Annotated in this window: 22 protein-coding genes; 12 read left to right on the forward strand and 10 right to left on the reverse strand. The window is 47.9% G+C overall.

Annotation, left to right across the window (positions count from 1 at the left end):
- Positions 1 to 234 precede the first annotated feature (234 nt).
- The gene (locus tag PIL01S_RS18585) at positions 235 to 1,767 is read left to right on the forward strand and encodes a methyl-accepting chemotaxis protein (protein WP_127538803.1); all 1,533 of its coding nucleotides are present in this window, start codon (positions 235 to 237) and stop codon (positions 1,765 to 1,767) included.
- Between the two features lie 150 nt (positions 1,768 to 1,917).
- Positions 1,918 to 2,625: a DUF4274 domain-containing protein gene (locus PIL01S_RS18590; RefSeq protein ID WP_127538804.1), complete on the forward strand. Its 708-nt coding sequence runs from the start codon at positions 1,918 to 1,920 to the stop codon at positions 2,623 to 2,625.
- A 90-nt stretch (positions 2,626 to 2,715) separates the two neighbouring features.
- Here the strand turns inward: PIL01S_RS18590 and PIL01S_RS18595 are convergent, their stop codons facing one another.
- From PIL01S_RS18595 to PIL01S_RS18605, 3 genes are all read right to left on the reverse strand, one after another.
- Positions 2,716 to 3,588 carry a DUF4850 domain-containing protein gene (locus tag PIL01S_RS18595; RefSeq protein ID WP_127538805.1) on the reverse strand — a complete coding sequence of 291 codons (873 nt, stop codon included), beginning with the start codon at positions 3,586 to 3,588 and terminating at the stop codon, positions 2,716 to 2,718.
- Between the two features lie 119 nt (positions 3,589 to 3,707).
- Positions 3,708 to 4,073: a VOC family protein gene (locus PIL01S_RS18600; protein WP_127538806.1), complete on the reverse strand. Its 366-nt coding sequence runs from the start codon at positions 4,071 to 4,073 to the stop codon at positions 3,708 to 3,710.
- Positions 4,074 to 4,284: 211 nt separating this feature from the next.
- Entirely contained in the window at positions 4,285 to 5,937 is a 1,653-nt protein-coding gene (locus tag PIL01S_RS18605) for an alkaline phosphatase (RefSeq protein WP_246058457.1), read from the reverse strand.
- Between the two features lie 236 nt (positions 5,938 to 6,173).
- On the opposite strand from PIL01S_RS18605, the gene PIL01S_RS18610 reads away from it, so the two are divergent.
- From PIL01S_RS18610 to PIL01S_RS18620, 3 genes are all read left to right on the forward strand, one after another.
- Entirely contained in the window at positions 6,174 to 7,478 is a 1,305-nt protein-coding gene (locus PIL01S_RS18610; RefSeq protein ID WP_127538807.1) for a hypothetical protein, read from the forward strand.
- Positions 7,479 to 7,701: 223 nt separating this feature from the next.
- Positions 7,702 to 9,216, forward strand: a complete 1,515-nt coding sequence (locus PIL01S_RS18615; RefSeq protein ID WP_127538808.1) for an AbgT family transporter — start codon at positions 7,702 to 7,704, stop codon at positions 9,214 to 9,216.
- A gap of 47 nt (positions 9,217 to 9,263) precedes the next feature.
- Positions 9,264 to 10,520, forward strand: coding sequence for an amidohydrolase (locus tag PIL01S_RS18620; protein ID WP_127538809.1), 1,257 nt, complete (start codon positions 9,264 to 9,266; stop codon positions 10,518 to 10,520).
- Between the two features lie 132 nt (positions 10,521 to 10,652).
- Here the strand turns inward: PIL01S_RS18620 and PIL01S_RS18625 are convergent, their stop codons facing one another.
- The gene (locus PIL01S_RS18625) at positions 10,653 to 12,236 is read right to left on the reverse strand and encodes a choice-of-anchor I domain-containing protein (RefSeq protein ID WP_127538810.1); all 1,584 of its coding nucleotides are present in this window, start codon (positions 12,234 to 12,236) and stop codon (positions 10,653 to 10,655) included.
- A gap of 210 nt (positions 12,237 to 12,446) precedes the next feature.
- Positions 12,447 to 13,229: an SDR family NAD(P)-dependent oxidoreductase gene (locus PIL01S_RS18630; protein ID WP_127538811.1), complete on the reverse strand. Its 783-nt coding sequence runs from the start codon at positions 13,227 to 13,229 to the stop codon at positions 12,447 to 12,449.
- Between the two features lie 149 nt (positions 13,230 to 13,378).
- Here PIL01S_RS18630 and PIL01S_RS18635 point away from each other — a divergent pair, with 149 nt between their 5' ends.
- Entirely contained in the window at positions 13,379 to 14,272 is an 894-nt protein-coding gene (locus PIL01S_RS18635; protein ID WP_127538812.1) for a LysR family transcriptional regulator, read from the forward strand.
- Between the two features lie 212 nt (positions 14,273 to 14,484).
- A complete protein-coding gene (locus PIL01S_RS18640; RefSeq protein ID WP_127538813.1) occupies positions 14,485 to 14,928 on the forward strand; it encodes an Hsp20/alpha crystallin family protein in 444 nt (147 codons plus the stop codon).
- 129 nt (positions 14,929 to 15,057) lie between these two features.
- Here PIL01S_RS18640 and PIL01S_RS18645 read toward each other — a convergent pair whose 3' ends face one another.
- Positions 15,058 to 15,612, reverse strand: coding sequence for a DUF1697 domain-containing protein (locus tag PIL01S_RS18645; protein WP_127538814.1), 555 nt, complete (start codon positions 15,610 to 15,612; stop codon positions 15,058 to 15,060).
- A gap of 139 nt (positions 15,613 to 15,751) precedes the next feature.
- Positions 15,752 to 16,402 (reverse strand): hypothetical protein, encoded by a 651-nt coding sequence (locus PIL01S_RS18650; RefSeq protein ID WP_127538815.1) that lies wholly within the window; start codon positions 16,400 to 16,402, stop codon positions 15,752 to 15,754.
- Between the two features lie 474 nt (positions 16,403 to 16,876).
- Here PIL01S_RS18650 and PIL01S_RS18655 point away from each other — a divergent pair, with 474 nt between their 5' ends.
- Positions 16,877 to 18,517, forward strand: coding sequence for a DUF1593 domain-containing protein (locus PIL01S_RS18655; RefSeq protein WP_127538816.1), 1,641 nt, complete (start codon positions 16,877 to 16,879; stop codon positions 18,515 to 18,517).
- A gap of 103 nt (positions 18,518 to 18,620) precedes the next feature.
- On the opposite strand, the gene PIL01S_RS18660 is transcribed toward PIL01S_RS18655, so the two are convergent.
- Together PIL01S_RS18660 and PIL01S_RS18665 are read right to left on the reverse strand one after the other, a co-directional pair.
- The gene (locus PIL01S_RS18660) at positions 18,621 to 19,184 is read right to left on the reverse strand and encodes a TetR/AcrR family transcriptional regulator (RefSeq protein WP_127538817.1); all 564 of its coding nucleotides are present in this window, start codon (positions 19,182 to 19,184) and stop codon (positions 18,621 to 18,623) included.
- Positions 19,177 to 20,391, reverse strand: coding sequence for an MFS transporter (locus tag PIL01S_RS18665; protein ID WP_127538818.1), 1,215 nt, complete (start codon positions 20,389 to 20,391; stop codon positions 19,177 to 19,179). Before PIL01S_RS18665 ends, PIL01S_RS18660 begins: the two co-directional genes overlap by 8 nt.
- Before the next feature lie 216 nt (positions 20,392 to 20,607).
- On the opposite strand from PIL01S_RS18665, the gene PIL01S_RS18670 reads away from it, so the two are divergent.
- Positions 20,608 to 21,414, forward strand: a complete 807-nt coding sequence (locus PIL01S_RS18670) for an alpha/beta fold hydrolase (protein WP_127538819.1) — start codon at positions 20,608 to 20,610, stop codon at positions 21,412 to 21,414.
- Positions 21,415 to 21,438: 24 nt separating this feature from the next.
- On the forward strand, positions 21,439 to 22,422 hold the full coding sequence (locus PIL01S_RS18675) for a sensor domain-containing diguanylate cyclase (RefSeq protein WP_127538820.1): 984 nt from the start codon (positions 21,439 to 21,441) through the stop codon (positions 22,420 to 22,422).
- A 110-nt stretch (positions 22,423 to 22,532) separates the two neighbouring features.
- On the opposite strand, the gene PIL01S_RS18680 is transcribed toward PIL01S_RS18675, so the two are convergent.
- On the reverse strand, positions 22,533 to 24,020 hold the full coding sequence (locus PIL01S_RS18680; protein ID WP_127538821.1) for a right-handed parallel beta-helix repeat-containing protein: 1,488 nt from the start codon (positions 24,018 to 24,020) through the stop codon (positions 22,533 to 22,535).
- Between the two features lie 117 nt (positions 24,021 to 24,137).
- Here PIL01S_RS18680 and PIL01S_RS18685 point away from each other — a divergent pair, with 117 nt between their 5' ends.
- Both PIL01S_RS18685 and PIL01S_RS18690 read left to right on the forward strand, forming a co-directional pair.
- Positions 24,138 to 24,281, forward strand: coding sequence for a hypothetical protein (locus PIL01S_RS18685; protein ID WP_246058459.1), 144 nt, complete (start codon positions 24,138 to 24,140; stop codon positions 24,279 to 24,281).
- Positions 24,282 to 24,414: 133 nt separating this feature from the next.
- The gene (locus tag PIL01S_RS18690) at positions 24,415 to 25,071 is read left to right on the forward strand and encodes a DUF2625 family protein (RefSeq protein ID WP_127538822.1); all 657 of its coding nucleotides are present in this window, start codon (positions 24,415 to 24,417) and stop codon (positions 25,069 to 25,071) included.
- The last annotated feature ends 43 nt before the right edge of the window (positions 25,072 to 25,114 follow it).

A 25,114-nucleotide genomic window follows, 5' to 3' on the forward strand; every position in this document is an offset into this window, starting at 1 on the left:
GTTTATCTCTCGATTGATATGGAAGCCTATTATTTTGCTGTAGTATATAAATTTTAAATTTAGAATACCGATATACATAATGTAGCGCTTATTTCATGTTTATGAAGTTAATTTGTACTATGCTACAGCGCGGGGGATTTGCGGATTGCGTATAAGCAGGACCATAGACCAATGGAATGTAGTACAGAGTTGCCCTACAACACCACATTTACCTAGATAAAGGACGGGGAACGGATGAATCGGTATGATGAAATTATTTGGAAAAGGAACAAGCTGATCAGTATCATTTTGTGGATTATTCTTGCGATTGGTGTGAGTCTGAGCTTCATGCTCCCCAAGCTGCTTGTTTCCAATGGGATTGCCATTTTGTTTGCAGCCTGGGTTACATACGCTAATGTGAAAAGAAAACATATTCATTTAATTCCTTGGCTGTTTACCATTTTGATTACCTTATGTGGGGTCTATGTCGGTTGGGGTACGGTTAACCTTACGATGAGTCTGGTAATAACCGCTGTTTTGCTGCTCATTCCGAACAAGAAGTTTTTCATGATTGGTTTTTTTGTCTTACTAGCCCACAGTGTGCTCCAGCTATTTGTTATAAACACAGCTCATGCTGATGAACTTATAGAGAATATCGTTAACGTTGGACTGTTCGCTCTTACTGGAGCAATCCTGATGTTAGTCTCCCATTTGAATCAAAGACTTTTCCTGGACAGCGAAGTCCGCTGGCAGGAAGTAGAGCAATCCAAACACAGAGTAGAGACGATGATGGAACGTGTCAAAGCTTCGGTGGAAGGTCTGTCTCTTTATACGGATCAACTGAAACAGAAGGTGGACGCGACCGGGTCCATCACGCATGAAGTGACGCTCGGATTCAGTGAAGTGGCCAAAGGCGTTGAGTTCCAGGCGACCAGCGTAGCAGAAATTTCGGAATCTCTCTCCTTGTCGGATCATCATATCCGTGATGTTGCTTCCTATTCGTCTCAAATGAAAGAACTGTCCGCCAGTATGGCATCCAGTACGGAAACGGGAAGTGCACAGATGGACCATCTGAATGTGCAGATGCAGGAACTCTATGAGACGATTGATACCACGGCTTCCGATATGAGAAAGTTCAATGAGGAAAGTGAAGCAATGTCCCTGATGTTGAACAGTATCTCGGATATTGCGAACCAGACCAACTTGCTTGCACTCAATGCTGCGATCGAAGCCGCTCGTGCAGGCGAACATGGACGCGGATTTGCCGTGGTCTCGGAGGAAGTTCGCAAGCTGGCAGAGCACTCTGGTCAGTCAGCAAGTGAGATTGGCACCATTTTGACCCGGTTAAAAGGGCAAACACAGGCACTGACGGATCGCTTCGAACGCATTCGCCTTGCTCTTCAGGAAGGAAGAGATAGCGTGCAGACTGCAGAAGTTGTGTTCCGTACGATTAATAGCAATTCCCAGGAAGTGCTGAATCAGGCTATGGATATTGAGAGCAGTTCCGCCACGATGAAGGAATCCTCCACCAAAGTCGTGAATGAGGTTTCCGAGATTTCAAGTGTGACTCAGCAATCCAGTGCCGCTACGGAAGAGATTCTTGCCAGTATGGAGGAGCAGCGCAGCCTGACTCAGAAGATGGTGGACAGCTTCGGTGAGCTGGAGCAACTGATTCTGAACCTAAATGAGCTGGTGTCGGATCATCAGATGTCCTCTTCTGTCACTAAAGAGAAGGCTGTTGATCGTCCTTCACCAAGTGTGGCACCGATCGATACACTGTCAGCTTAGAGGCAGGATACCTTTTAGTAGAAAATGTAGAGCCCGCCCGTACGTTCATCGTCGGGTGGGCTTTTTTGCTGCCAAGTGGTGACTTGAACCCCATGAATATCTCCTTTACAGTGTAATGTAGAGTGTGAAGTGCAAGGAGGAGTATAGTGAATGAAGTGGCTTGAAATCAGTAAGTCCAAAGATGTGGAACAAGTTTGCGCAGCTATACATAGCCTGGATATCAATGAGCGAGATGAACGAGGACGTACACCGCTTATGCTTTTCTTAACGCATCGCATGCCAGCTGAGGCCATTAAATGTCTGTTGGAACAGCAAGCAGACTTGGACGCGGAGGACAAACTCGGCGATACCGCTCTAAAAAAAGCTGTGAAGTTCAAGCAGATCGAAGCTATCCAGCTGTTGCTTGAATATGGGGTGAAGCTGGATTCTGCATATGGAATTCAGGCAACGGCCTGGAACGCTGCTAGGAGGGACCCGGACATTGCAGATATGCTGCTCGGTACCGCGGGCTCGGTAAGACTTCGGCTGACTCAGGCGGAACAAGCCATCGTGGATGAAATTTTGTACGAGGAAGCTTCAGAGAGGGCAGCCGCGAAGATCCGTGAGCTGGACTCAGCTGTACTTCTGCATGCTGTCGTGAACGGGTATAACTGGGATGACAGTCCCGAGCCTATGCTGGCTGTTTGTGAACATCCTGCCTGTGCCGAGATCACGATGCTGGACATGGCAGAGCTGCTGGATGCCGATTATTGGCTGGAGATGGACGAAGATGAAGTGAACCAAAGCGAGGATGGACCAGGTTATCGCCAGCTTGCCGAGCTGCTAAGCGTGAAGTGTCCAAAAGCGTTCCACAAATGAATTGTGAATACAAAACAAGAGCATGTTATGGGCTCAACTAGAGATGCTCTTTTTTGTATATTAGTAAATAATGTGATTCTAGGCGAGCGCCTAATCTGTCTCCATATTCAGCGGTCCATGATGGGACTGGAAAAAATGCAGAGAGGACTGAATTACCTCGTCTCGGGTAGAGGGAACTTGAGCTAGGTTGAATTCCAGCAGCCGGAATACATAACCATTGCTGTCTTCTTCGTAATAAACGACACCTTCTTGGTAAAAACCGTCTTTCAATGTCGTCACATATGATGCTGTTCGGTGATTCTCTCCCTCCGTTCCGCCATCATTCCATTCGTCAAAAGACATAGGATCATAGACAGTGAAACCCTGTTCCTCTGCCCAGCCGGCCTGATCGGGAAAATATGTTCCAATATTGTTTATGGCACAGCCTTGACAGGCCCAGGCGTTGTCCGAATAATGCAGATTCTCTTCTGTATTATCCGGATTCATCAGTGTGAGTCCATAGGAACCGTTCGCCCCTACGCTTCCCGAAGCTTCCCAGCCTGCTGGAGCTAATAATAGGTAGCCGCCTGGCATGTCTGATCTATACACCAGTACAGCTTGCAGCTTGTCTTTAAGATCCGGTGAGAGTTCGTAACTCATCTCCGGAACTCGGGGAGGTGCAGATCTGATATAACTTCGATCACTGTCCACGCTGAGATCTGCTTCCGTCAACTGCAGAGGCAATACAATCTGACTTCCATCTGTTCCTGGAAAAACGATTGTTTCCCTCGTCGATTGAGCAGGTGCTGAACCTTGTTCCATCTCCTCTGAAGCAGGTGCCGATGCATAGCCATTTCCCCAGGTGCCAGTGGTAAACCCGGCATACATTCCACATACAAGCAGAGGAACGGCAGCGATTGCTGCGAACCACCCTATTTTGCGACGGGGTTTGACGGATGGGTGCTGTTCCACGTTTTTCCCCATTCCTTGCTCAACTCCTTATCCAATAGTCACTAGCTTAGTGTTCGGTTCGTTGCGGTCTTGATTGGGCGTAGATAAAAAGGTACCAAGTTATAGGCGCTGATGCACCGTGTCACACCAGATCATGCATGTTCGGCGAGCTGTATCTCGAAGCCGTCCGGGTCGGCAATGTAGAGGAAGCGTAGATGTGGATTCGGCTGAACAGGCCCGCGAACAATGGGAATATTCAGTGCTGCCAGTCGTTCCATGGCTTCTTCCAGTGAACTCACCTCGTAGCCGATGGACACGCCAGATTCTTTTTTGAGGATGGATTCACTTCCCTCAATCAGCTCCAGCATGGTTTCATTTTCTGTGCCCAGCATGGCAATTTGCCGCCCACGACTTTCGAATTGACGCTGGATTGGAAGCCCGAGCATGCCGTGGTAGAACCCAAGCGAGGCTTCCAAATTGCGCACCCGAAGCGTGATCCAGTTTAATTTGATCAACATGGGTGAATCTCTCCTTTTTGTCTCCTATATATCAATGTTACGTCCATTATACGACAAGCAAGGAGGGTGTACCCATCCTTGTCTGTGAACAACAAAAATAGCTGCCGAAATATTCGGCAGCCCAATGATATAATTCCGGTTGAAACTTTATAAACCGCTACGCTTTCCCATTATGTGTGTTTGGTTTATAAGCGCAGACCATCTTTCAAACTTACTGAATCAGATCCACTGCACCCTGTGGTACAAAAGCATCTACCCCGTTATACACGATTACGCCTTCCAGCGCAGTCTTTTTGCCGTTAACCAGCGCAATATTTTTGTAGATTTGCAGTTCTACTTTAGTGCTGCCTTTGGTAACCAGAATCTTAGGATTTTTGGCATCTGTCAGATCCAGCTTGTACGTAGCGCCTTTGGCTGTGAATGCTTGTTTGGCAGGAACAAACAGCTGTTTGCTCACGCTATCCAGCTCTAGATTCAATACGCGCGCCATATATTTAGCCACATCCGTATTGTCGATTACGCCGAATGGACGGTCATTGTTCGGAGCATACGTGTAGAGCACAACGTCTCCGCCTGTGTGACCACCAGTTGTCCAGCCAATGCCTGCGCGTTTGCTGATCATTGGTCCGATGGCGTAGTTCAGGCTGCCTGGCTCGGCTGCCTTAATGGTAGCGATCTCCTCGGATGTCAGGTCGGAAATGCCATAGTATTGTTTCATGACAGCTTTGATATTGGTGCGTTTGGCATTCAGCTTCGCTTCCACGCCTTCACCTGTCAGCTTGGCCTTTTTCAAAGGTCCGATAAATGTGGACAATGGTTCTTTGTCATAGGTGCCCGTTGTTGCATTGTTACCGATCGTGAGACCGCCGTTACCGTGGTCCGTTACTGCCACAACAGCTGTCTCTCCATCTGCTTTGGCAAAATCCATGGCTACTTTTACAGCATCATCAAATGCCAGCACGTCACTGATAATTCCGATCGGATCGTTGGCATGCGCAGCCCAGTCCACTTTGCTGCCTTCAACCATGAGGAAGAAACCGTCTTCGTCTTTGGACAGAACATCAATGGCTTTGGAAGTCATTTCAGCAAGGCTTGGTTGCTTGGCAGGGTCACGGTCCATATCATAAGCCATGCCTGCAGGTGCGAACATTCCCCACAGTTTACCGGAGTTTGAGGCATTCATGGCAGCCGGTGTGGTCACGTAATCGTAACCGAGTGCTTTAATAGAAGAGACCAGATTTTCACCGTCTTTGCGACCCGCCGGCTCAAGGTAGCGACTTCCGCCGCCCAAAACAACATCGAGGCCGTTATATACTTGCTGTTTGCTGAGTGCGTCGTAATTTTTGCGATCCGGATAGTGGGCAGAGAAGTCTGCCGGTGTAGCGTGCATAATCTCGGAGGTGGCTACAATGCCGGTTGCCTTGCCTGCCAATTTGGATGCCTCCAACACGGATGCAACGGGTTTCTTGGCATCTCCAGGCGCGATAGCCTTCTGTCCAGGCATGGTTGCCTTGTCTGGCAGTACGCCAACATATCCTGTATGTGATTTATAACCTGTAGCAAAAGCCGTTCCCGCAGGAGCCGAGTCCGCAATCGGAGCATCCGCGGAGTGTGTGCGAACCATACCGCTTGCCATGGAATCCAGAGTCAGGGAGGACCCTTTGTACCAGCGGGCCAGTGCAGTGGCATCGTTAGCCATACCGTCCGGAATCAGGATAATGACATTTTTGATCGGTGATGATGATGCGGGTGCAGCAGTGTCGTCAGCAGCCCATGCTGCGCTGCTTCCTCCCAGCGTAGCTGTAACAACTGTTGTAACCGCGAGCATCATTTTGGCCGCACGGGCATTGAACCGGTTTAACATGAATACATCCTCCTAAAATAGATATGTATAGTTTGGTATCCAAAAACCAGTGTATACAACAATTGCTAAACGAACGTAAGGAATGGGTTAACTAAATGTAAAATTTACGATTATGATGCTTAATCAGGAATGAGAGGGTGTAAGCCATGGTTGAGATGAAGAGGTTTACAGCGGAACCTCAGTTCGGTATGATTTTTGTATAAACGATGTTGCGTTGGACAAGGGGATGTGAGTGCATGTACCGAATCGGAATTGTAGGACCGAAGCCGTCCATTGAGCGGACCATGCGTGCTGTGGAGGGGCAGGAGCTGGAGGCTCATTTTGAGTTGTATCCCTATGAACATGCGCGCGAGACGGGCGAGATTATTACGAGGAACCGCGAGAAAGTACACGGGTGGGTCTTTACGGGTCCCATTCCTTATCTGACAGCCCAGGACGTCTTGCATGAAAAAGAACATGCCATCTACTGCCCGCCTACCGGGGCCAGCTTGTACAAAGCCATGCTGCAAGCCATTTATACACTGGACAATCCGGTGAAGGAAATCTCCATTGATATGACGGGGAATGAAAGCTGGGGGCTGATGGACAGTCTTGAGGAATTGAATTTCTCGGATGAGCAACTGCGAAAATACGTTTTTTCCACCGATTACGATGTCGAAGACATGATCCAATTCCACGTTCGTCACTGGGAGGAAGGGCAGACCAAGGCAGCGATTACCTGTCTGTACGCTGTATATGAAGGATTACTTCAGAGAGGGGTCCCAGTCTTCAAGATTGATTCCACCAAGCTGGAGACGGTGCAAGCGGTACGAATGCTGATTGAGCAGATTCGCAGTTCTGCATTCAAAGACAGCCAGATTGGCGTGTTAATGGTTGAGATTGAAGGGTGGCATGCAGCCGGTGAACAATCGACGGAACGGTATCAGTTGCAGCATATGGAGCTCAAGATCAAAGGCATCCTCCTGCGTCATTGTGAACAAATCGATGGTTCCCTTCACCAGGATGGTACAGGACGATATCTGATGTATGGTTCCAGGGGTGGAATGGCCCGTAACATGGAATCGCTGCATACAGCGATGCACCAGCTTGAGCTGGATACGGATCTGCTTTCCTTTGCCGGGATCGGGTTTGGTGAAACTGCATTTGATGCAGAGCGTCATGCCCGGAAGGCGATCCAATATGCCAAGGACGATGAAGCTGGACGTGTGATTGTCTATGAGACGGATGGGACGATTGTGGAGGCAGCGGGTGAGGATCAGGAATTATCCTATGAGATGTATTCAAGTGACACCGAATTGCTCGAACAGTTGAACAAGGCAGGGGTTAGCATTCGTACGTTTCAGAAACTGAAGGCATACATACGCCGGATGGGCAAAGAAGAATTTACGGCCAGTGAACTGGCATCAGGATTATCAATGACCATCAGGCACGTACAGCGAATTCTCGGCAGTCTTACGGCATACTCCCTGGCTGAAATCACGGGAAATGAGCTGAATACCCGCAGAGGACGGCCAAGTAACCGATATCGGCTGCTGCGTTAGATTTACGAACATAGAGTCGGAATAAGGATACCGATGTTGCAACCTTAGCTCTCATGTCCACTCCTGGTGGACAATGTGAACGGGCTGCAGATCGGTATTTTTTATGTTTAGTGTCAAAATACATAACATAAGTATTGAGTTTTGTATGGAGTTAATTATATAATGTCCTAAAATTACGACAATTTCGTTAAATGTACGTTAATAACACTCAGGGGGTATTTGCATGGTGAAAGCGGAAAGGCAGGAGAATACAGGACTTTTTGGTTGGGTAGAGAAAGTGGGGAACAAGCTTCCCAATCCGTTTTTATTGTTTATCTATCTCATTGTTGCCCTGATGTTTGCTACCCTTATACTGTCGTTCTTTAACGCGACAGCACATAACCCGATTGATGGAGAGAAGGTTCAGGTCAAAAACCTGCTGAGCCGAGAGGGAATACAGTGGCTGCTGCCGAATGTGGTAAAGAACTTTGCTGATTTTAAACCACTTGCTTCGATTCTGGCACTGGTACTCGGAATTGGTCTCGCTGAGAAAGTAGGTCTTCTGGAAGCAGTCATGCGCAAAATGGCTGTTCGGGTGCCCGCCCGTTATGCCAGCTATCTGGTCATTTTCATTGCATTCTTCAGTCATGTGTCTTCTGATGCTGCGCTTGTCATCATGCCTCCGCTCGGAGCATTAATTTTTCTCGCTGTAGGCAGACATCCAATTGCCGGATTGATCGCAGCCATTGCCGGCGTTGGTGCTGGTTTCACCGCAAATATGCTGATTGTGACTACGGATGTATTGCTGTCAGGCATCAGTACCGAAATTGCCGCCTCGGTAGATCCAAATGTGGGTGTTACGGTCTTGGATAACTGGTACTTCATGTCCGCGTCTGTCATTGTGATGACACTGGTTGCAGGTTTTATGACCGACAAATTCCTGGAACCGCGCCTTGGCACATATGAAGGGGAACGTGTGTACAAGCTGGAAGCTCCAACACCTGAAGAAAACCGGGCACTGCGTGCAGCCGGTATTGCCGCCCTTATTTTTATCGCTGTCATCGCGTTTATGGTGGTACCTTCGAATGGCATTCTTCGCAATCCGGAAACAGGCAGTGTGATGGGTTCGCCTTTTCTTGCAGGGATTGTGCCTGTCATTTTACTGTTCTTCTTCACCGTAGCACTAACTTACGGCATTAAACTGAAAGTGATTCGGAACCAGAATGATCTGCCGAAATTGCTGATTGAACCGATCAAAACGATGGCAGGTTTCATTGTGATGGTCTTCCCGCTATCCCAATTCGTGGCGATGTTCAACTGGAGCAACATGGGTAAGTTTCTGGCACTGACTATCACGGATCTGCTTGAAAAAACGGGTATTAATGGCATCCCGGTGGTGATTGGACTGATCTTCCTGTCTGCGTTGCTAACGATGTTTATCGCAAGTGGATCAGCGATCTGGTCCATTCTGGCTCCGGTGTTTATCCCGATGATGATGCTGCTTGGATTCCATCCGGCGTTCACTCAAGTCATTTTCCGGGTATCCGACTCGGTTATTATTCCACTCGCCCCGGTATCGCCTTTTGTACCCTTGTTCGTCGGATTTTTGCAGGAGTACCGCAAGGATGCCAAGCTCGGGACGTATTATTCCTTGATTTTGCCATATTCCATTGCATTCTTCTCCGTCTGGGTCGTCATGGTCATTCTCTGGTACGTCTTCAACCTGCCACTTGGCCCGGGAGTTCACGCCAGATTATAGAAGATGGACTGATTCGGAAATAAGAGAGTTGAGAGAGGGGAACCGATATGATCGACATTATCGCGCTTCGAAGAGAGCTGCATCAATATCCCGAATTGGGATTCACGGAATTTCGTACCGCTACGAAAGTTGTACAGATGTTAACAGCGTTAGGCTATCGTGTGACGTATGGAAAAGATGCCATTGATGACACGTCCCGGCGGGGGCTGCCCAAACCGGAAGTACTGGAAGATGCCTATCAGCGTGCTCTTCAGGAAGGAGCGGACCCCGCTATCGTGGAACAGATGCGCGGCGGATTTACCGCTGTTGTCGCCGAGCTGGATGGAATTCAGGAAGGGTCGACAACGGCATTTCGCTTCGACATGGATGCACTGCCGATTCGTGAAAGCGGGCAGGACAAGCACGTGCCACAGTCGGGGCAGTTCCGCTCGAAACATGAAGGCATCATGCACGCATGCGCACATGACGGGCATACCAGCATTGGTCTAGCACTGGCAGAACGGTTAAGCGACCGACAATTCGCCGGGACGGTTCGTCTGCTGTTCCAGCCTGCCGAAGAGGGAGTACGCGGTGCATATGCCATGGTGGAAAAAGGCATGCTGGATCAGGTGGATCGCCTGTTCTGCATGCATCTCGGCACTGACGTATCATCCGGTCATGTCAAAGGGGCCTCCGCTGGTTTCCTGGCAACGACGAAGCTGGAAGCGCACTTTACGGGGGTATCCTCGCATGCGGGAGCTTCACCTGAAGAAGGGCGGAATGCGCTGCTTGGTGCGGCAACTGCCATGTTAAACATTCATGCCCTGCCAAGATTCAGTACAGCCGATACACGGATCAATGTGGGCATTTTGGAAGGAGGAACTGGCGCGAACATCATTGCCGAGCACGCTCGCATGGTGATTGAGACGCGTTCCACGAAGGAAGAAACGAATCTTGAACTGGAGCGGCGTGTGCGTCAGATTCTGGAGCATAGTGCAGCCATGCATGAGTTAAGGGTTACCGTTGAGATTGTAGGCGGAGCTATTCCGATCAGGTGTGATATGGAACTTGCGGAGCTTGCCGTGAAGAAGGCAGAAGGGATATCCGGAATAAGACATGCTGAAGCGATCTCGGATGGCGCTGCTCTGGGAAGCGAGGATGCCAGCTATATGATCAAACGTGTACAGGAGCAGGGTGGACTTGCCACGTATATGATTGTGGGCAGTGACCTGCCCGCACCCCACCACCATCCTGAATTCGATATCGATGAAGCGGTTCTCGCGCCGGCGGTGGAATGGCTGGAACGATTGGCTCGCAGCGTTTAAAGCAGCAGAGATGGCACATTAGCAGGCAACAAAAAAGGACATGAGAGCGTGATGCTCTCATGTCCTTTTGAGATTTCGTGGACTCGGTATGCAGCAGGCAGCTGCTGGAACAGCCGCCTGCTGCATACTGAATTATTTTTTCTCAAAAAAGCTAAGTGTCCCTGTGCTCTCATCCGCACTAACAAATACGCTGCGGCCGTTAACCCGGTGGATTCCTTCCGGTGACTCACCAGCTGTCGGAATCAGGCCAAGGTAGGCAGGGTTTACCGGGTCAGCGAGATCGAAGAACAAAATGGCATCGGCCCGTTCAGAGGCTACGGCAGCATAGGTTGTGCCGTCTACAGTGGATACCGTCAGATTTTCGACCTCACTGCCTTTGTTGGGACTGCGATCATCCGGATATAAACCAACCTTGGCGGTTGCATCATCGATCAGGTTTTGGCTGTCATATACCCGCTTGCTCTGCAAATCCCAGACGGCGATATTGCGTCCGCCTGCTTTAACACCATCGTCAAACTCGTCTTTGCCCAAGTCGCCTTCATTGGCAGTCAGCAGGTATTTGCCATCTGCAGAGAATGCAATACCGTCTGGCTCATAGCGGGCTGTCAGGCTCTCGGTGAACTGAATGACACCGTCATCGTTCAGATCGGCTTGATGTGAGGTAGTACCAAGCGAGAAGATCGAGCTGATCTGTTTCGTTTGCAGGTCGATGATGGCAATGACATTGTTCTCCTGCAATGTAACAGCTGCGGTTTTGCTGTCCGGGCTGATGGCAACATACTCTGGCTGCGGGTCATGCGGATAGCTTGCACCGCTCACATCTTCCAGAGACACAGGCAGGTTGGTTACCTCTCCTTCAAGGACGTTTCCGCCGGCAAACGATACAATCATGATGCTGCCTGGGCGTTTGGCATTAGGGTAATCGATCTCGTCCGCAGCCTTGTTCAGTTCTTCATCTTCGATTGCGATCACGGCTTGCAATCCATCCGGGGATAATGCGATGGAGTCTGGCCCGACCCCAAGCTCATACGTCTTCACGGTTTTGTAGGTTGCAAGATCAACAACCGCCAGTAGCCCCTTGTTCGCCTCGGTATCTGTATCGCCGGTACGAATAACGGCGAGGCCATATTTGCCGTCCTTGGATACGGTTACGCTAGTTACCTCTGCTTTGGCAGAGAGATCATGGAAGCTGACGGTTTTCAGAACGTTCACGTTGTTCAGATCAGCAATATCCAGCACGGAAATGCTGCCATTGTCTGCTTCAGTTACGAGGAGGCGCTGACCGTCCGGGGTAGAGGCAGCGATTTCGGCTTTGCCGCTTGGCATCTGGAAGGCCGCTGTCTGTTCAAATCCGGTTTTATTTTGGCGCAGGATCACCTGATCCGTAATCCGTTTCAACGTTTGTGGGGAAACGTATGTCGTTCCTTTCGTAACATAACTTTTGCTGTCCAGCTGCGTTTGTACCCCGTTAATGGTAGCTGTAGCTGTTCCGACCGGAAGCTGCACTCGGACTTCACCCAACTGGATGTCGGCACTGCGACTGCTGCTGTCCCAAGTGACGGTTCCCTGCATATTTTGAATGGCTGTTCGTAGTACGACATGATTAGTAGATTCGGATGCGCTTGCCGCATGAACCATCGATGTGTAGCTGGCTGCTCCTGCGCCGAGTATAGCTGTCATGGACAAAACGGCGAGCCATTGATTTCTCTTTTTCACAGTTCCAGATCCCCTTTACCGATTCATGGTTGATAGTATGTACAATTGTTTTAGTATAGGGGCGAATTGTTAAGCCGAGGTTAGCGAACTAAAGCAGTTTTGTAAAAATATCGAGTAATGACATCCAAGTGAAAAAAGCCTACTGGCAGAGCAGAGCTCAGTCCAATAGGCTTTACTTGGTATATGGAAACCATGTGGAAATGTACAGACTTAGAACCAGCGGCTCAGGTCTGGATATCCGGTCGTTGCCCAAGCTCCATCCACGATGAGGCTGGAACCGGACACATATCCTGCATCTTCGCTCGCAAGGAACAGGGCAGGTCCCGTCATTTCTTCCGGCTGAGCAGCACGTTTCATCGGAATCCGTTCCATGTAGGCTTCTTTGATATCTGCGTTGGAGAGCAGTTCCGCAGTTAATGGTGTATCGATGAGACCCGGTAGAATGGCATTAACACGAATGCCGTTACGCGCCATTTCGAGCGCTCCATTCTTGGTAAGCATTTCGACACCAGCTTTGGCAGAGGCATAGGCCGATCCGGCATACATAGGCACGTGGGAGTTGAGGGAAGCCACGTTTACGATGGCTCCGCCACCATGTTTAGCCATCTCAAGGGCTTCATGCTTCATGCTCAGGAAGACACCTTTCATGCACAGATCCACGGTGAAGTCCCAATCTTTCTCCGATAGTTCCGTAATGACGCCTGCACGGGAGGCACCTGCCACATTAAAGGCCAGATCGAGTTTGCCAAATTGTTTGACAGCGGCACTCACCATTTCTTCAATATCGTTTTCAACGGTTACATTGGCTTTAACACCGAAGAACCGTTCCCCAAGTTCACCCTGGATAGCGTCCAGACGTTCTGTATTCAGATCGGCAGCAAGGACGGAAGCTCCTTCTTGGACAAGGCGTCTTGCAATGGCATATCCGATACCAGATGCCGCACCTGTAACAACCGCAACTTTACCTGCAAATCGATTCTCAAATGGATTCATATGTAGCACTCCTCTGTCGGTTAAAATAAAAAAATGATTTCGCTTACATTCATCTTCAATCCAAGTATACTTAATTATATGATTCATGTATATTTAACAAAAATGCACTTAACATAAAATAAATTAATGTAAGGATTGGGAGTTAAACGATGAATCTGGAACAAATGGTGTATGTACTTGAAGTTGAAAAGACCAAATCCATTACCGTTGCTGCTGCAACATTATCGGTCACGCAGTCCACGATCAGTCAGGCGATCACACGTCTGGAGCATGAGCTGGGCATGCCATTGTTCAGCCGGTCCCGTAACGGTGCGTATGTATTGGAACAGGCCAAGCCTATTTTGGACAAAATGAAATCGGTTGTTGATACGGTCCGAAACATTAAGGAGGATGCCCAGTATATAGGGGAATCGATCCATGGAGAACTCCGATTGTCAGCCATACCTGGAGGAATTCCGGGCATCATACCTACCATTGCGAGTTTGAAGAAACGATATCCGGATCTGAAATTCGAGCTGTCCGAAAGTGCTGCTCGCAACATTATCAGAGATGTGCGGAACAAGCAGGTCGATCTCGGTCTAATCGCTCTATATACAGATGATATGGAGCAGCATCTGGAAGGATTGCGCTTTGTTCCCATTGATGAAGGGGTGATGCGTGCCTGTGTGAATCATACCAATCGCTTGGCTGGCAAGAAGTCGATCACCATGCATGAATTGAAAAGCGAGACACTGGTGTTATTTAATGACGAATTGGTGGATTTGTTTGTAGGGGAGCTTTCGCAGACGGTAGGAGAGGTGAATGTATTGTTCCGAACGAACAATTCTGAAGTGGTCAATGCCGCCCTTGCCCAGCTGGATGCGGTGACGATCGGTCATGAATATTCATTCACACATGACAGAAGTGTCCTGCATCATGACTTCTCCATCCTGGAAATTGAAGATGTACAGCGTGCGATTTCCATTGGATGGGTTATGCGTGAGAGCAAATCATCTAATCTCATCGTCAAGCGGTTTCTGGATCGTTTTCAGTATGAAGGATAGCGTTTTATTCATTCTCTGAATGAGCCCGAAAAAGCAGGAAGGTCAAAAAAGGTCAAATCAAAAGAAACAAGGATCTATTCTCGAGCAGTGAATCATATTGAAGAAAAATCATTTTTTTTCGGCTCTTACGTATTTTGAGCATCATCCACAAGAGGATTATAATAATCCATGTAAGCAACAACAAACCAATCACATATAAGGAGATGATGTTCATGTTTGATCTGATCCCGTTTCGTAAACGAAATGAAGACCTGTTCGGACACATGCTGAAATCCTTCAATGATATGGTTGACAGCCCGTGGCTTGCTCCCTTTGGAACCGGCAGCCAGCCATTCCGGACGGATATTCGTGAGGAAGATGGGAAATATTTGATTGAAGCTGATCTGCCTGGTATCGCCAAGCAGGATATCGATATTCAGGTACAGGGCAATGAACTGGTGATCCGTGCGAAACGTAATGAGTTTCATGAACAGAAGGATGATTCGAATCGAATTATTCGGCAGGAGCGCAGGTCCGGTGAATTCCTCCGGGGTTTCTATATGGAACATATCGATGAGGAGAACATTAAGGCTCGATTGGAAGATGGCGTGCTGAAGCTTGAAATTCCGAAACGTTCAGGAGACGATCATACGCACAGACGTATTCAAATTGATTAATGATTTTACATGCAGCTGCTTGTATTCATAAAAGGTATCCCTCAAGGCGAACAGCATGGAGAGACATCCGTCAAAATATTCCTCCATGCCATCCCTTGGGGGATTTTTTTCATACCGAAGTTCTTATGATCACTCTGCCGCAGCCAGCATGAGCTTATAAATTTGGCGGGTCGTGTTGACGTTTCTGACCGTCATATATTTATAGACAGAGGAGCCGACAAGCTTGTTCATCCCGCTGCGTCCCGCATCTTCTCTGCTTACTGAATACAAGATGGCTCCGGTAACGTATATCAATGTGCCCACTTCCGGTTTGAGGGGCAGCTTGTCCAACACCGAGACGTCATTGACTTCATCCCACAGAAACATCACGTCACTCTTGGCCTGCGCGTCATTTGTCCATTCCTCCGGCAGCGCCTGAAGCACAGTCTGCATTTCTTCCATATTGCGCACCACGACACGGATCTCTAATCCGAACTCAGCAGTAATGGCTTGCTCCAGTATCTTGGATATCTCGGCGTTAGCGTGAATACGTTCCTGATCATCGGCGAAGATAATGTTACCCGTATTAATGTAAGTTACGACATTTTGCATGCCTGCTTGTTCAAAAGTTTCTTTCAGCTGCTTCATATTGATCTTATTGTTCCCGCCTACATTAATCCCCCGCAGCAAAGCAACATAAATCATGGTCTTCCCCCTAGTTCATCAGAGATAAATTCTTCTGAATGCAAATTTCAAGACACGTCCTAATTCGTTAGCGAAGCCATCGTAGTTGGGAACAGCTGCGACCATCATTTTCAATCTTGCTTATTCTCACTCCGATGATTTAACGAAGTGATAAATATTCAACTAAATGTGCGGTGTGCTCTACGCCGAGCAGATCAACCAATAAAGGTTCTATATGCTCCAAATATTCAGGTTTGGTTTCATAGGTCTCTTCATCCTTCACTTCTCCGCCGTAAGCGCGTGCCGCTTCAATCAGGATGGCGAGTGCAGTGAACAGGTCAGACAATGAACCCGCAATACGCCGGGGCTCTCCGCCTTCAAAGGCAGCATACACAGGTGAGTTGGCTTCGCTTGTATCCACAATCAATGGATCATCATTGAAGTTGGCAATAACGACATGATTTGCTTTCCAGGAGGGCGACTCCACATATGGCTCATTCATGCCGATCCAGCGATAACCCTGCTGCTGGCGGTGCAGGTGCTCAGGGGCAACGAAGGATAACAGGGCCGCATCGCCAATTTCCACGGCCGCATTTTTCATTTTGAGTGTCCCTTCAGCTTTTGCATCTCTCATCTCATAATGGGTGTACAAATACACAAGCTCAGGTGAGAGAGGTATACGCTTGTCCACTTCGGGCAGGTTAGGTTGTTCACGAGGGCGCAGATCATGTTGCTTGAAAAGTCCGTAAGCTTCATTGTATAAATCCTGCTGTTCAATAAACTGTTGTAAGGCAGCATCCAATTTTTGCATGGTTTTAATTCCTCCTGATGTTGTGATTGTCATGTTAATCTATGTATAGGATCCAGTTACCATAGAAATTATACTATATCAAAATGGGAAAAGCTTACAACCTGTTATGGTGGGAGTCGAGTGGAAATCTCGTGACTAGGACTGGACCAGAGGCTAAGCATTTCAATGGGGAAGACAGCTTGGGTGCAACGGAGCAGAAGGATATTAAAGCGGCCTGCTTAAGGCCTAATTTGGTATGAATTCAAGAAAAAGATGATTGAATACGTTTACATCAATTAATCAACATGCTATACTTTTTTTCAAATAAGGATTGTTACTGTTTCGGCAGGCAAAACCTGAACATCAATATGCGTGGATTCTGTCCATGGCGTATTCATGTTTGGGTTTTTTTGCATTCTACGGTCCATATTAAGGAATAGGAAAGCGCGCGCTGGTCATTCCCACACATCATGCTGAACAAGAAAGGGGAACATCATGAACAAGAGAAAATGGCTGAATGTATTCGCTGCATGGTTTATCAGTAGTATTCTGGTGATTAGTGGATGCGCATCCAAAACACCTCAAGCAGCAACTGATACGCCGAACCAGGCAGAAGAGCAGGAAAACAGCAATAATCAGGATACGGACACGACAGACAATGAAACGGCAAAAGGAAGGACCGTTATTACGACAGATGGTGAAGTCGATGATATGAACTCGGTCATCCGCTTTTTGCTGTATTCCAATGAAATGGATTTGGCCGGCATTGTGCTGACCAGTTCGGTGTATCATTATGCAGGCGATAAGGACTCGGGAATTGAACCATTCCGCTGGACAGGCACACAGTGGGTATACGACATGATCGATGCTTATGGCGAGATTTATCCGAACTTGTCCAAACACGCGGACGGTTATCCGGAACCCGAGCAGCTTCGTGCCATGACGAAAATCGGGAATATCTCCGACAAAGGCGAGATGGAGAAGGAAACGGAAGGCTCCGAATTTCTTCAGACCCTTTTCCTTGACGATGACCCCCGTGATCTGATTGTTCAAACCTGGGGTGGCACCAATACAACGGCAAGAGCGCTCAAATCCATTGAAGAACAGTACAAAGACACGGCAGACTGGGAAACCATCCGCAAAAAGGTCAGTGATAAACTGGTACTGTACATCATTCTCGACCAGGACGACAGTTATAACGAATATATTGCGAAGAACTGGCCGGATATCCGCATTCTGAATGACCAGTCGAACTTCTGGCATTTCGCCTATGCGTGGAAGATGCATGCCGAAGAAGTAAACAGCAAGCTGCATGGTGATTGGATGATCAAAAACATTCTGGATGGACATGGCAAGCTGTTGGACATGTATGCTTCCATGGGCGATGGTAAAATGATTGAAGGCGAGCTGGACGAAGAACAGCGCGGAAGTGACGCGTATCTTCAAAATAATCCACAATATGATAAATACGACTTTATCTCCGAGGGGGACTCCCCTTCGTTCTTCTATCTGATCGATAACGGACTTCGCAGTTTGGAAGACCCTTCCTACGGCGGTTGGGGTGGACGGTTCGGTGTTGTGAATGACAAGCTGTTTAGAAACAATGTGCTTGATTATGATCCGTATACCAAACGATATGAGGCCGAGTATTCCCTGATGAGATGGTTTGACGATATTCAGGACGATTTTGCGGCCCGTGCAGATTGGGCTGTTACAGATACCTTTGAAGGGGCCAATCATAACCCGACGCTGACCATTAAGGAAGGGCTCGATCTGTCCGTCAGTCCAGGTGAACGTGTGAGTCTGAATGCTGAAGCGAAAGACCCGGATGGCGATCACCTAACGTATAAATGGTGGAGATATTTTGAAGCAGACACGTATGAGGATGCCAAAGTAAAGCAGAACCAAGTGGAGAAGGAAGTCGCAGGAGACCTGCTGCTGGGGCTGCATCGTGAGCTTGCGAAGGATGAACAGGTAGATACGATCAAACTGGAAGGCAGTGACACGAGCACGGTAACATTCACTGTACCGGAGGATGCCAAATCCGGGGACACGATTCATATCGTGGCCGAGGTACAGGATGATGGCGATCATCAGCTGAAGCATTATCAACGTGTAATTCTGATTGTAAAATAACGAAGACGCAACTCGCGTCAAAAGAACATCACAAAGAGGAGCGGTCTCCACGGGATAAACATGGAGATGTGCTCCTCTTTGCTTGCAGGATAAACCAAATTCTCTAGCGGCGTATGCCTGTCCAGAACACATTCCAGGCAATGGCGAGTGCGTGTTCATAAGATTGTCTGGTCTCATATACGAGCTGTACATCCAGACCATCCAATAGGGTGACATAAGCCACCGTAGCTTCCTCAGGGTTCAAACGGATGTCCTCATGTTTGGCAAACACGGCGGCGAGCTCGGCTTTGAGCGTGCCAAGATATGTTCGATATTGTGCGAGGACAAAATCATGCACCTCAAGCGGAGTGATAAAGGACAGAATGTACATAAAAGCCACATTCGGATGTGTCAGGAATCTGTTTTTATGGTCAAGCAAAAAGTTGTACAATTGCTGCTCTAAGGGCAGTTTATTCGCCTCCAGGAAGAACTCTATGACGAATTGTTGTTCCTCCTGAACAACTTCCTCATAGAGTTCAAGCAGCAGCGCCTTTTTGGTCGGATAATGGTAAGCAAGGGATTGCTTGCGAATGCCGGCCTCTTCGGCGATCTGTGCCATCTTGGTTCCCTCGTAACCCAGACGATTGAAATGTTGGATGGCAATGTCCTTGATACGTTGTTTACTCAATGTCTACCTCCAATGAATAATCTTCAGCTCTCCGTTGTTTCCGGGAGTATACCAGATATAGCATGATATATACCACAAAAATGCCTATGGCAATATCATACACCACTGTATAGGAAAATGCTGAAGCAATCATACCAAGCAGCAGTGAACCGCCGCCAATGCCTAGGTCGAAGAAATTGAAGAAGGAGGCCATGGCATTCTCATGTTCATGCTCATCCACCAGATTGACGCACCAGGTCTGAATCGCTGGAAAAATGGCACCGAATCCGAATCCGTACAAGGCCCCGGCAATGAGGAAGTGCATGTCATTTTGGGCGATTGTCAGAAAGAACAGTCCCGCTATCGCAAATACGGCAGATGGCAGCAATACGGAACCCGGGCCCAATCGATCGAACATTTTTCCGGAGAACAATCGGACTACGAAACTCGCAATAGCCACGATGAAGAAAAACCAGGCTACATTATCAAATCCTCTCTCTGCCGCAAACAAGGCCACAAAAGACATGATTGAACCGGCAGCTACGCCGACTAACATAATCAGCAAGGAAGGGAAAAGCACCTTTTTTTCGATTAGCTTGACTTTAGGCGTATGGGAACCTGATGGGTCTGCACCTGATTCCGTTTTTGTTTTCCTCGATACAAATATCGCCATGATCATAGCGAGAAGCAGGATGCACATACCACCCATGAACAGACTTTGATAATTGTATTTATACAGAAGACTGGTTCCGATCAATGGGCCAATGGAAATGGCTACGGTCTCTCCTACACCGAAATATCCCATACCTTCACCTCTGCGATCCTTGGGCATGTTTTCTGTAGCAATCGTTGCAAAATATGTCGTTGCCAGACCAAAACCAAATCCGTGTATAACCCGTAATATTAAAATCATCCAAATACCTGACGAGAGGTAGTATGATCCTGTAGTTAATGCACATATGATTATACCGATGAGCAATAGGAACTTTTTGTCCATCCGCGATGCAAGTACCGACGTGAAAGGGCGAATCAGAATGGCTGAAAACATGAATATGCCTGTCACCAGGCCAATCTGAGAAGCATCCCCGCCAAGCGTTGAAACGAATAGAGGCAGGGTTGGTAAAAGCATTTCAAAGGCCATGAACAGTAAAGCGTTAGCCAGCATGGTAAAAACAAAAGATCTTCCCCACAACTTCTGGGGTGCACTTCCAATTCCAAGGGTAGTCATCAATCTTCCTCCACTTTGTTATCTCTGTCGCGCGACATGTTGAACTGATATTAACTGACGACAGTCAGGTTGTAAAGAGGTTTATTATTTGCGGAAATGTGAAACTATTGTACGATTTCATCAAGTGAATTAATATTTTTAATTCATATTCCAACTTTTTCCGATATAATAACCACATATGAAGTGAATGGAAAATACCTCAGAGAGGTGATTGTAATGACGGTTGACGTCCTTGTACGCAACAATGTAAAAGTACTTGGTTCAGGCAGCAGAACGATTGTCTTTGCTCATGGGTTTGGATGTGATCAGGACATGTGGCGCTATATCGTTCCGGGTTTTAGTGAGAATTATCAAATTGTTTTGTTCGATTATGTAGGCTCAGGGCAATCTCAGATCAATTATTACGATGCGCATAAATACAGTGATTTGCGAGGATATGCTACGGATGTTCTGGAGATTATGGAAGCGCTCAAATTGAGAGATACGATATTCGTTGGTCATTCTGTCAGCAGCATGATTGGCATGCTGGCATCAATTCAAGCTCCCCAATATTTTAATAGCATCGTGATGCTGGGGCCTTCTCCGCGATATGTGAATGACCTGCCGAATTATTATGGGGGCTTCGATCGCCGTGACATTGATGAACTGCTCGAGATGATGCAGTTGAATTTCATAGGCTGGGCAAGTTATTTGGCACCGATCGTGATGCAGAATGCGGAACGGAAGGAGCTCACGGAAGAGCTGGAGAAGAGCTTTTGCTCCAGAGATCCGCATATTGCAAGGCAATTTGCCGAGGTGACGTTTTTGTCCGACTGCCGTGAGGAATTGGAACAGGCATCTGTACCTACGTTGATTCTTCAATGCTCCGATGATAGCATTGCCCCGGTTGAAGTAGGCGATTATCTGCATGCTCATCTGAAGAACAGCATGCTGCAGCAGATGACCGCCAAAGGACATTACCCTCACTTAAGTCAACCGGAAGAAACCATTCGATTGATTAAGAATTATCTGACGAGCGCATAAAACCCAGAAGAAAGGCTGTTATTGATGGATGCACAATTAGATCTTGCTCCCTGCGGGTACTTCTCGATTTCTGACTCGGGGGTCATACAATCAGTCAATCAAACCCTGCTGACGATGCTGGGTTATGAACGCAGCGAGCTAATGGGAAGACATATTGAGTCCACCATGTCGGTCACCAACAAGCTTTTTTTCCACACCTATTTCTATCCGTACATTCAGCTGTATGGCCGCGTGGACGAGATGTACTTTACGTTTCGCACCAGTGATCAGCAGGATGTTCCGGTTCTGCTTAATGGAATTCGCCAGACTCGTGACGGGGAAAGCGTCGTGGACTGTGTGGTTGTGGTCATGCGTAAACGGATCGAACATGAGAAGGATATTTTGAACACGAAGACAAAGCTGCAGGAGCTCTATCAAGCTACGCATGAAGCAAACAAGGAGCTTGAACGGCTGCACGAGGAATATGAAGTGAAGCAGCAGGCATTAATTAAAGTGAATGACCAGTTGGAGACGATGGCTTCTACCGATCTGCTCACCGGACTTAAAAACCGCAGATTCTTCCAGCTGAAAATGCTTGAAAGTTTGGAAGGCTACCATGCCACCCAGCGCGAGTTCTCGCTGCTGGTCGTAGATATTGATCATTTCAAAAGCATTAACGATACTTACGGACATCCGGTGGGGGATCTCGTACTTGGCAATCTGGCAGGTCTGCTGCAGTCGGTATCCAGAAGTTCGGACGTTGTGGCTCGTTATGGCGGGGAAGAATTTGTGATTATTCTCACGGATTGTACGGCCGAGCAAGCAGTGATTACAGCCGAACGGTACCGTACTCAGGTGGCTTCTGCGGATTGGGGAGTCTATAATATCACCATCAGTATCGGTGCAGCGACGGTTGCTGAGGAAGATACGGATCAGTCCTTGTTCCAAAAAGCGGATATGGCGCTGTATGCCTCCAAAACCGGAGGGCGCAATCGGGTGACCCATGCAGCTGGTTTAATCCAAAGCTAACTCCTTATAACTAATGATTTAGTAAAAGCAGAAAAAAACCGGACAGGATAGGGACACCCCTTTATCCGATCCGGTATTTGATTTTTCTATTCTTCTCTTAGTCTCTGCTGTTACCTGGGTGCAAGGTAACCATAACCTTCTGCCGGTGATCCGGGCTGGAGATTGAAGTCTTCGCTGGTTTCGTTCATGAATGCCGGGTTTACATAGTGTGAGTGTGCGTCATTGCTGGAGTCCTTCATGTAGGCTGGAAAACCGGAATACCCTTCATTTTTCCAAACCCACAGGGCATCTTCCTCTGCAATCGGGGTGTAGTAGACATTTTCATCAAGCAAGTTTCCTGAATTGCTGCTGTATTCATTGTAGATGAGCACACCGGAGCTGCCTGACACGACGATGTTGCGTTTAAACGTGTTATTCTTCGTCATGGCTTGCACGAACAGCTGCCCATTGCCTGCGCCCAAAGTGTCATTTTGAAACAGCGTATTGTACATCACCGTGCTGTTTTCGGTAGACCCGCGTTCCTCGTCATATCCTCCCATGGCAATGCCCGTCAGCCTGTTGTGATAAACCAGGTTATCCTGAACCGTAATATGGCTTGTGGAACGCCCGGCATGTTCGGATGCGATTTCGATGCCGATATCGTTGCGGTATACCCGGTTCTGGTCAATGATATGATCTGTACCCCCATCGACATAGATGCCCCCGGCCGAATGGCTGTCATTGGGAAGGTTGGTGCCATAGGAAGGATTGAAATTAGACGTAATATCGTATACCTCGTTACCTCTTACAACTCCATTTCGGGCCCGATCATACTTGTCATCTGCAGAAATCTCTTCATACCCAATCAGATCGATGCCGATGTTATCCGTATCATGGATGGTGTTGTCCAGTATGGAAAAAGTGTCTACATTTCCGTTAACAGCGAGTGACTCGCTTGAACCCAAGACCAGGTCATATAATTCATTATCCTGGATAAGAATATTCCGCAGTGCTGCGGGGTGTTCCGTGCCATAGACAGCAATCCCGTGAGCATCTCTTCCCGTTAAATCGGGTCCTTTCGGCTGAACAACGTTGGCAACCGCGTGTACGGTATTGCCTCGAATTTGGATGTATTCACCTGCTCCGTGTACATAAATCCCGGTGGGTACCTGGTCAGCATGTGCTGTGGTGAAGTTGCGAATCTCTAAATTCTGTATCGTGATGAAGCTGGCATTCTCCACTTCAATCAAGCCTTCAAGTCCATTTACAGACAGACCCTTTCCGTCAATAATGGCTTTCTCATCGGGATAGCTGGAGAAGATGGTAGGCTTAGTGGAGGAATGACCGCTCCGGGTGATTTTGACTTTCTGCTGGTACACGCCCTCTCGCAAATAGACAGTACTCCCTGGCGTGGCATGTTCAGAAGCATGCTGCATTGTTTTCCAAGGGGATTGAATAGTACCGCTGTTTGCATCGTCACCTGAAGGTGATATGTAGTAGAATTCCTGATGGTCGGATCTGTCAGTCGGAGCAGGTGCTGGATTGGATGTGACCTGATCCTGGCAACCCGCTGCCAGCAGCGTCAGAGCCAGAAAACAAATGTTGACTGCACGAAGCAAAGGTTTTCCTCCTTATGAGTTAGCTGTGAAGTTTTGATTATAGCAGATTTGAATGGTGAAATATGCCATGATATGCTGATAGAAAGGTAAAATGTGCGTGTGTATGGAGGGTAAAGCATGTGGAACGATGTTTTTGAAAAGGAATGGGAGAAGCGGCCTGGAGTCCTTTTTGCTCATTCTGGAAATCTGGGGTACGAGGATTGCATACATGTGGCCGATTCATTGCCTGAATTGTGCAGGGGAACCGATGAGATTGGATGATGAGTCCGACTTTACGCGGTAGGCTAGAACTGGACAACGAGAATGGTGAAGTGTTAGAGAGCTTTGGTCACGGAAAATGAATAAAAGAATGCTAGGTATAAATGATGAATTGATACCTTGGAAGGAGTAAGATATGCAAACATTATCTGCAGATGAACTATTGGATCGGGACAATCACGCGTGGGAGGAACTCAAGGAACTACTGGATAACGGGCAAAATACATATGAGTATGTTTCCGCACGACCGGAGGATGGAGCAGATACGCTCTATCGTCTTCAGGTGAGCACCAAATCCTATTTGGGAGCTGTTGCTTACGAGACGGAAGGAATTGTGATTGATCACGGGTGGATCACGCTGCTGGGTGCAGGCGGTGAGAGCGTATTTGGAAGTCTGACCAGCTGGAATGGTGTGAGCGACAAGCCCTGCGTACAGGCACTGAAGGGCATGATGGTGGTTGCCTATGATGTGGCAGGCGGATTTTTTGCGCTGGATACCGGCAAATTCGGTCGCACTGGAGAGATATACTATTTTGCGCCGGATACACTGGAATGGGAATCGACGGAGCTTGCTTATTCAGGTTTTCTGAACTGGCTGGCAGATGGCGATTTGCAGCAGTTCTACCAGACCTTCCGCTGGGAAGGATGGCAAAATGATCTTGGTCAGCTTCAGAGGGGACAAGTATTTGCCTATTACCCGCCTCTGTGGACGCAAGAAGGAAGCGGAGAGGGCAGCAGCAAAGCCCCTGTATTAGTTGAGGAAGCCTGGAAGGCAGCGCAGGATGGAAATTAATACGGAGCTTGAACCCAGAGTTTGAATGAATGGCGAATAAATT

Source organism: Paenibacillus illinoisensis NBRC 15959, assembly GCF_004000925.1.
GTDB classification, from domain to species: Bacteria; Bacillota; Bacilli; order Paenibacillales; family Paenibacillaceae; genus Paenibacillus; species Paenibacillus illinoisensis.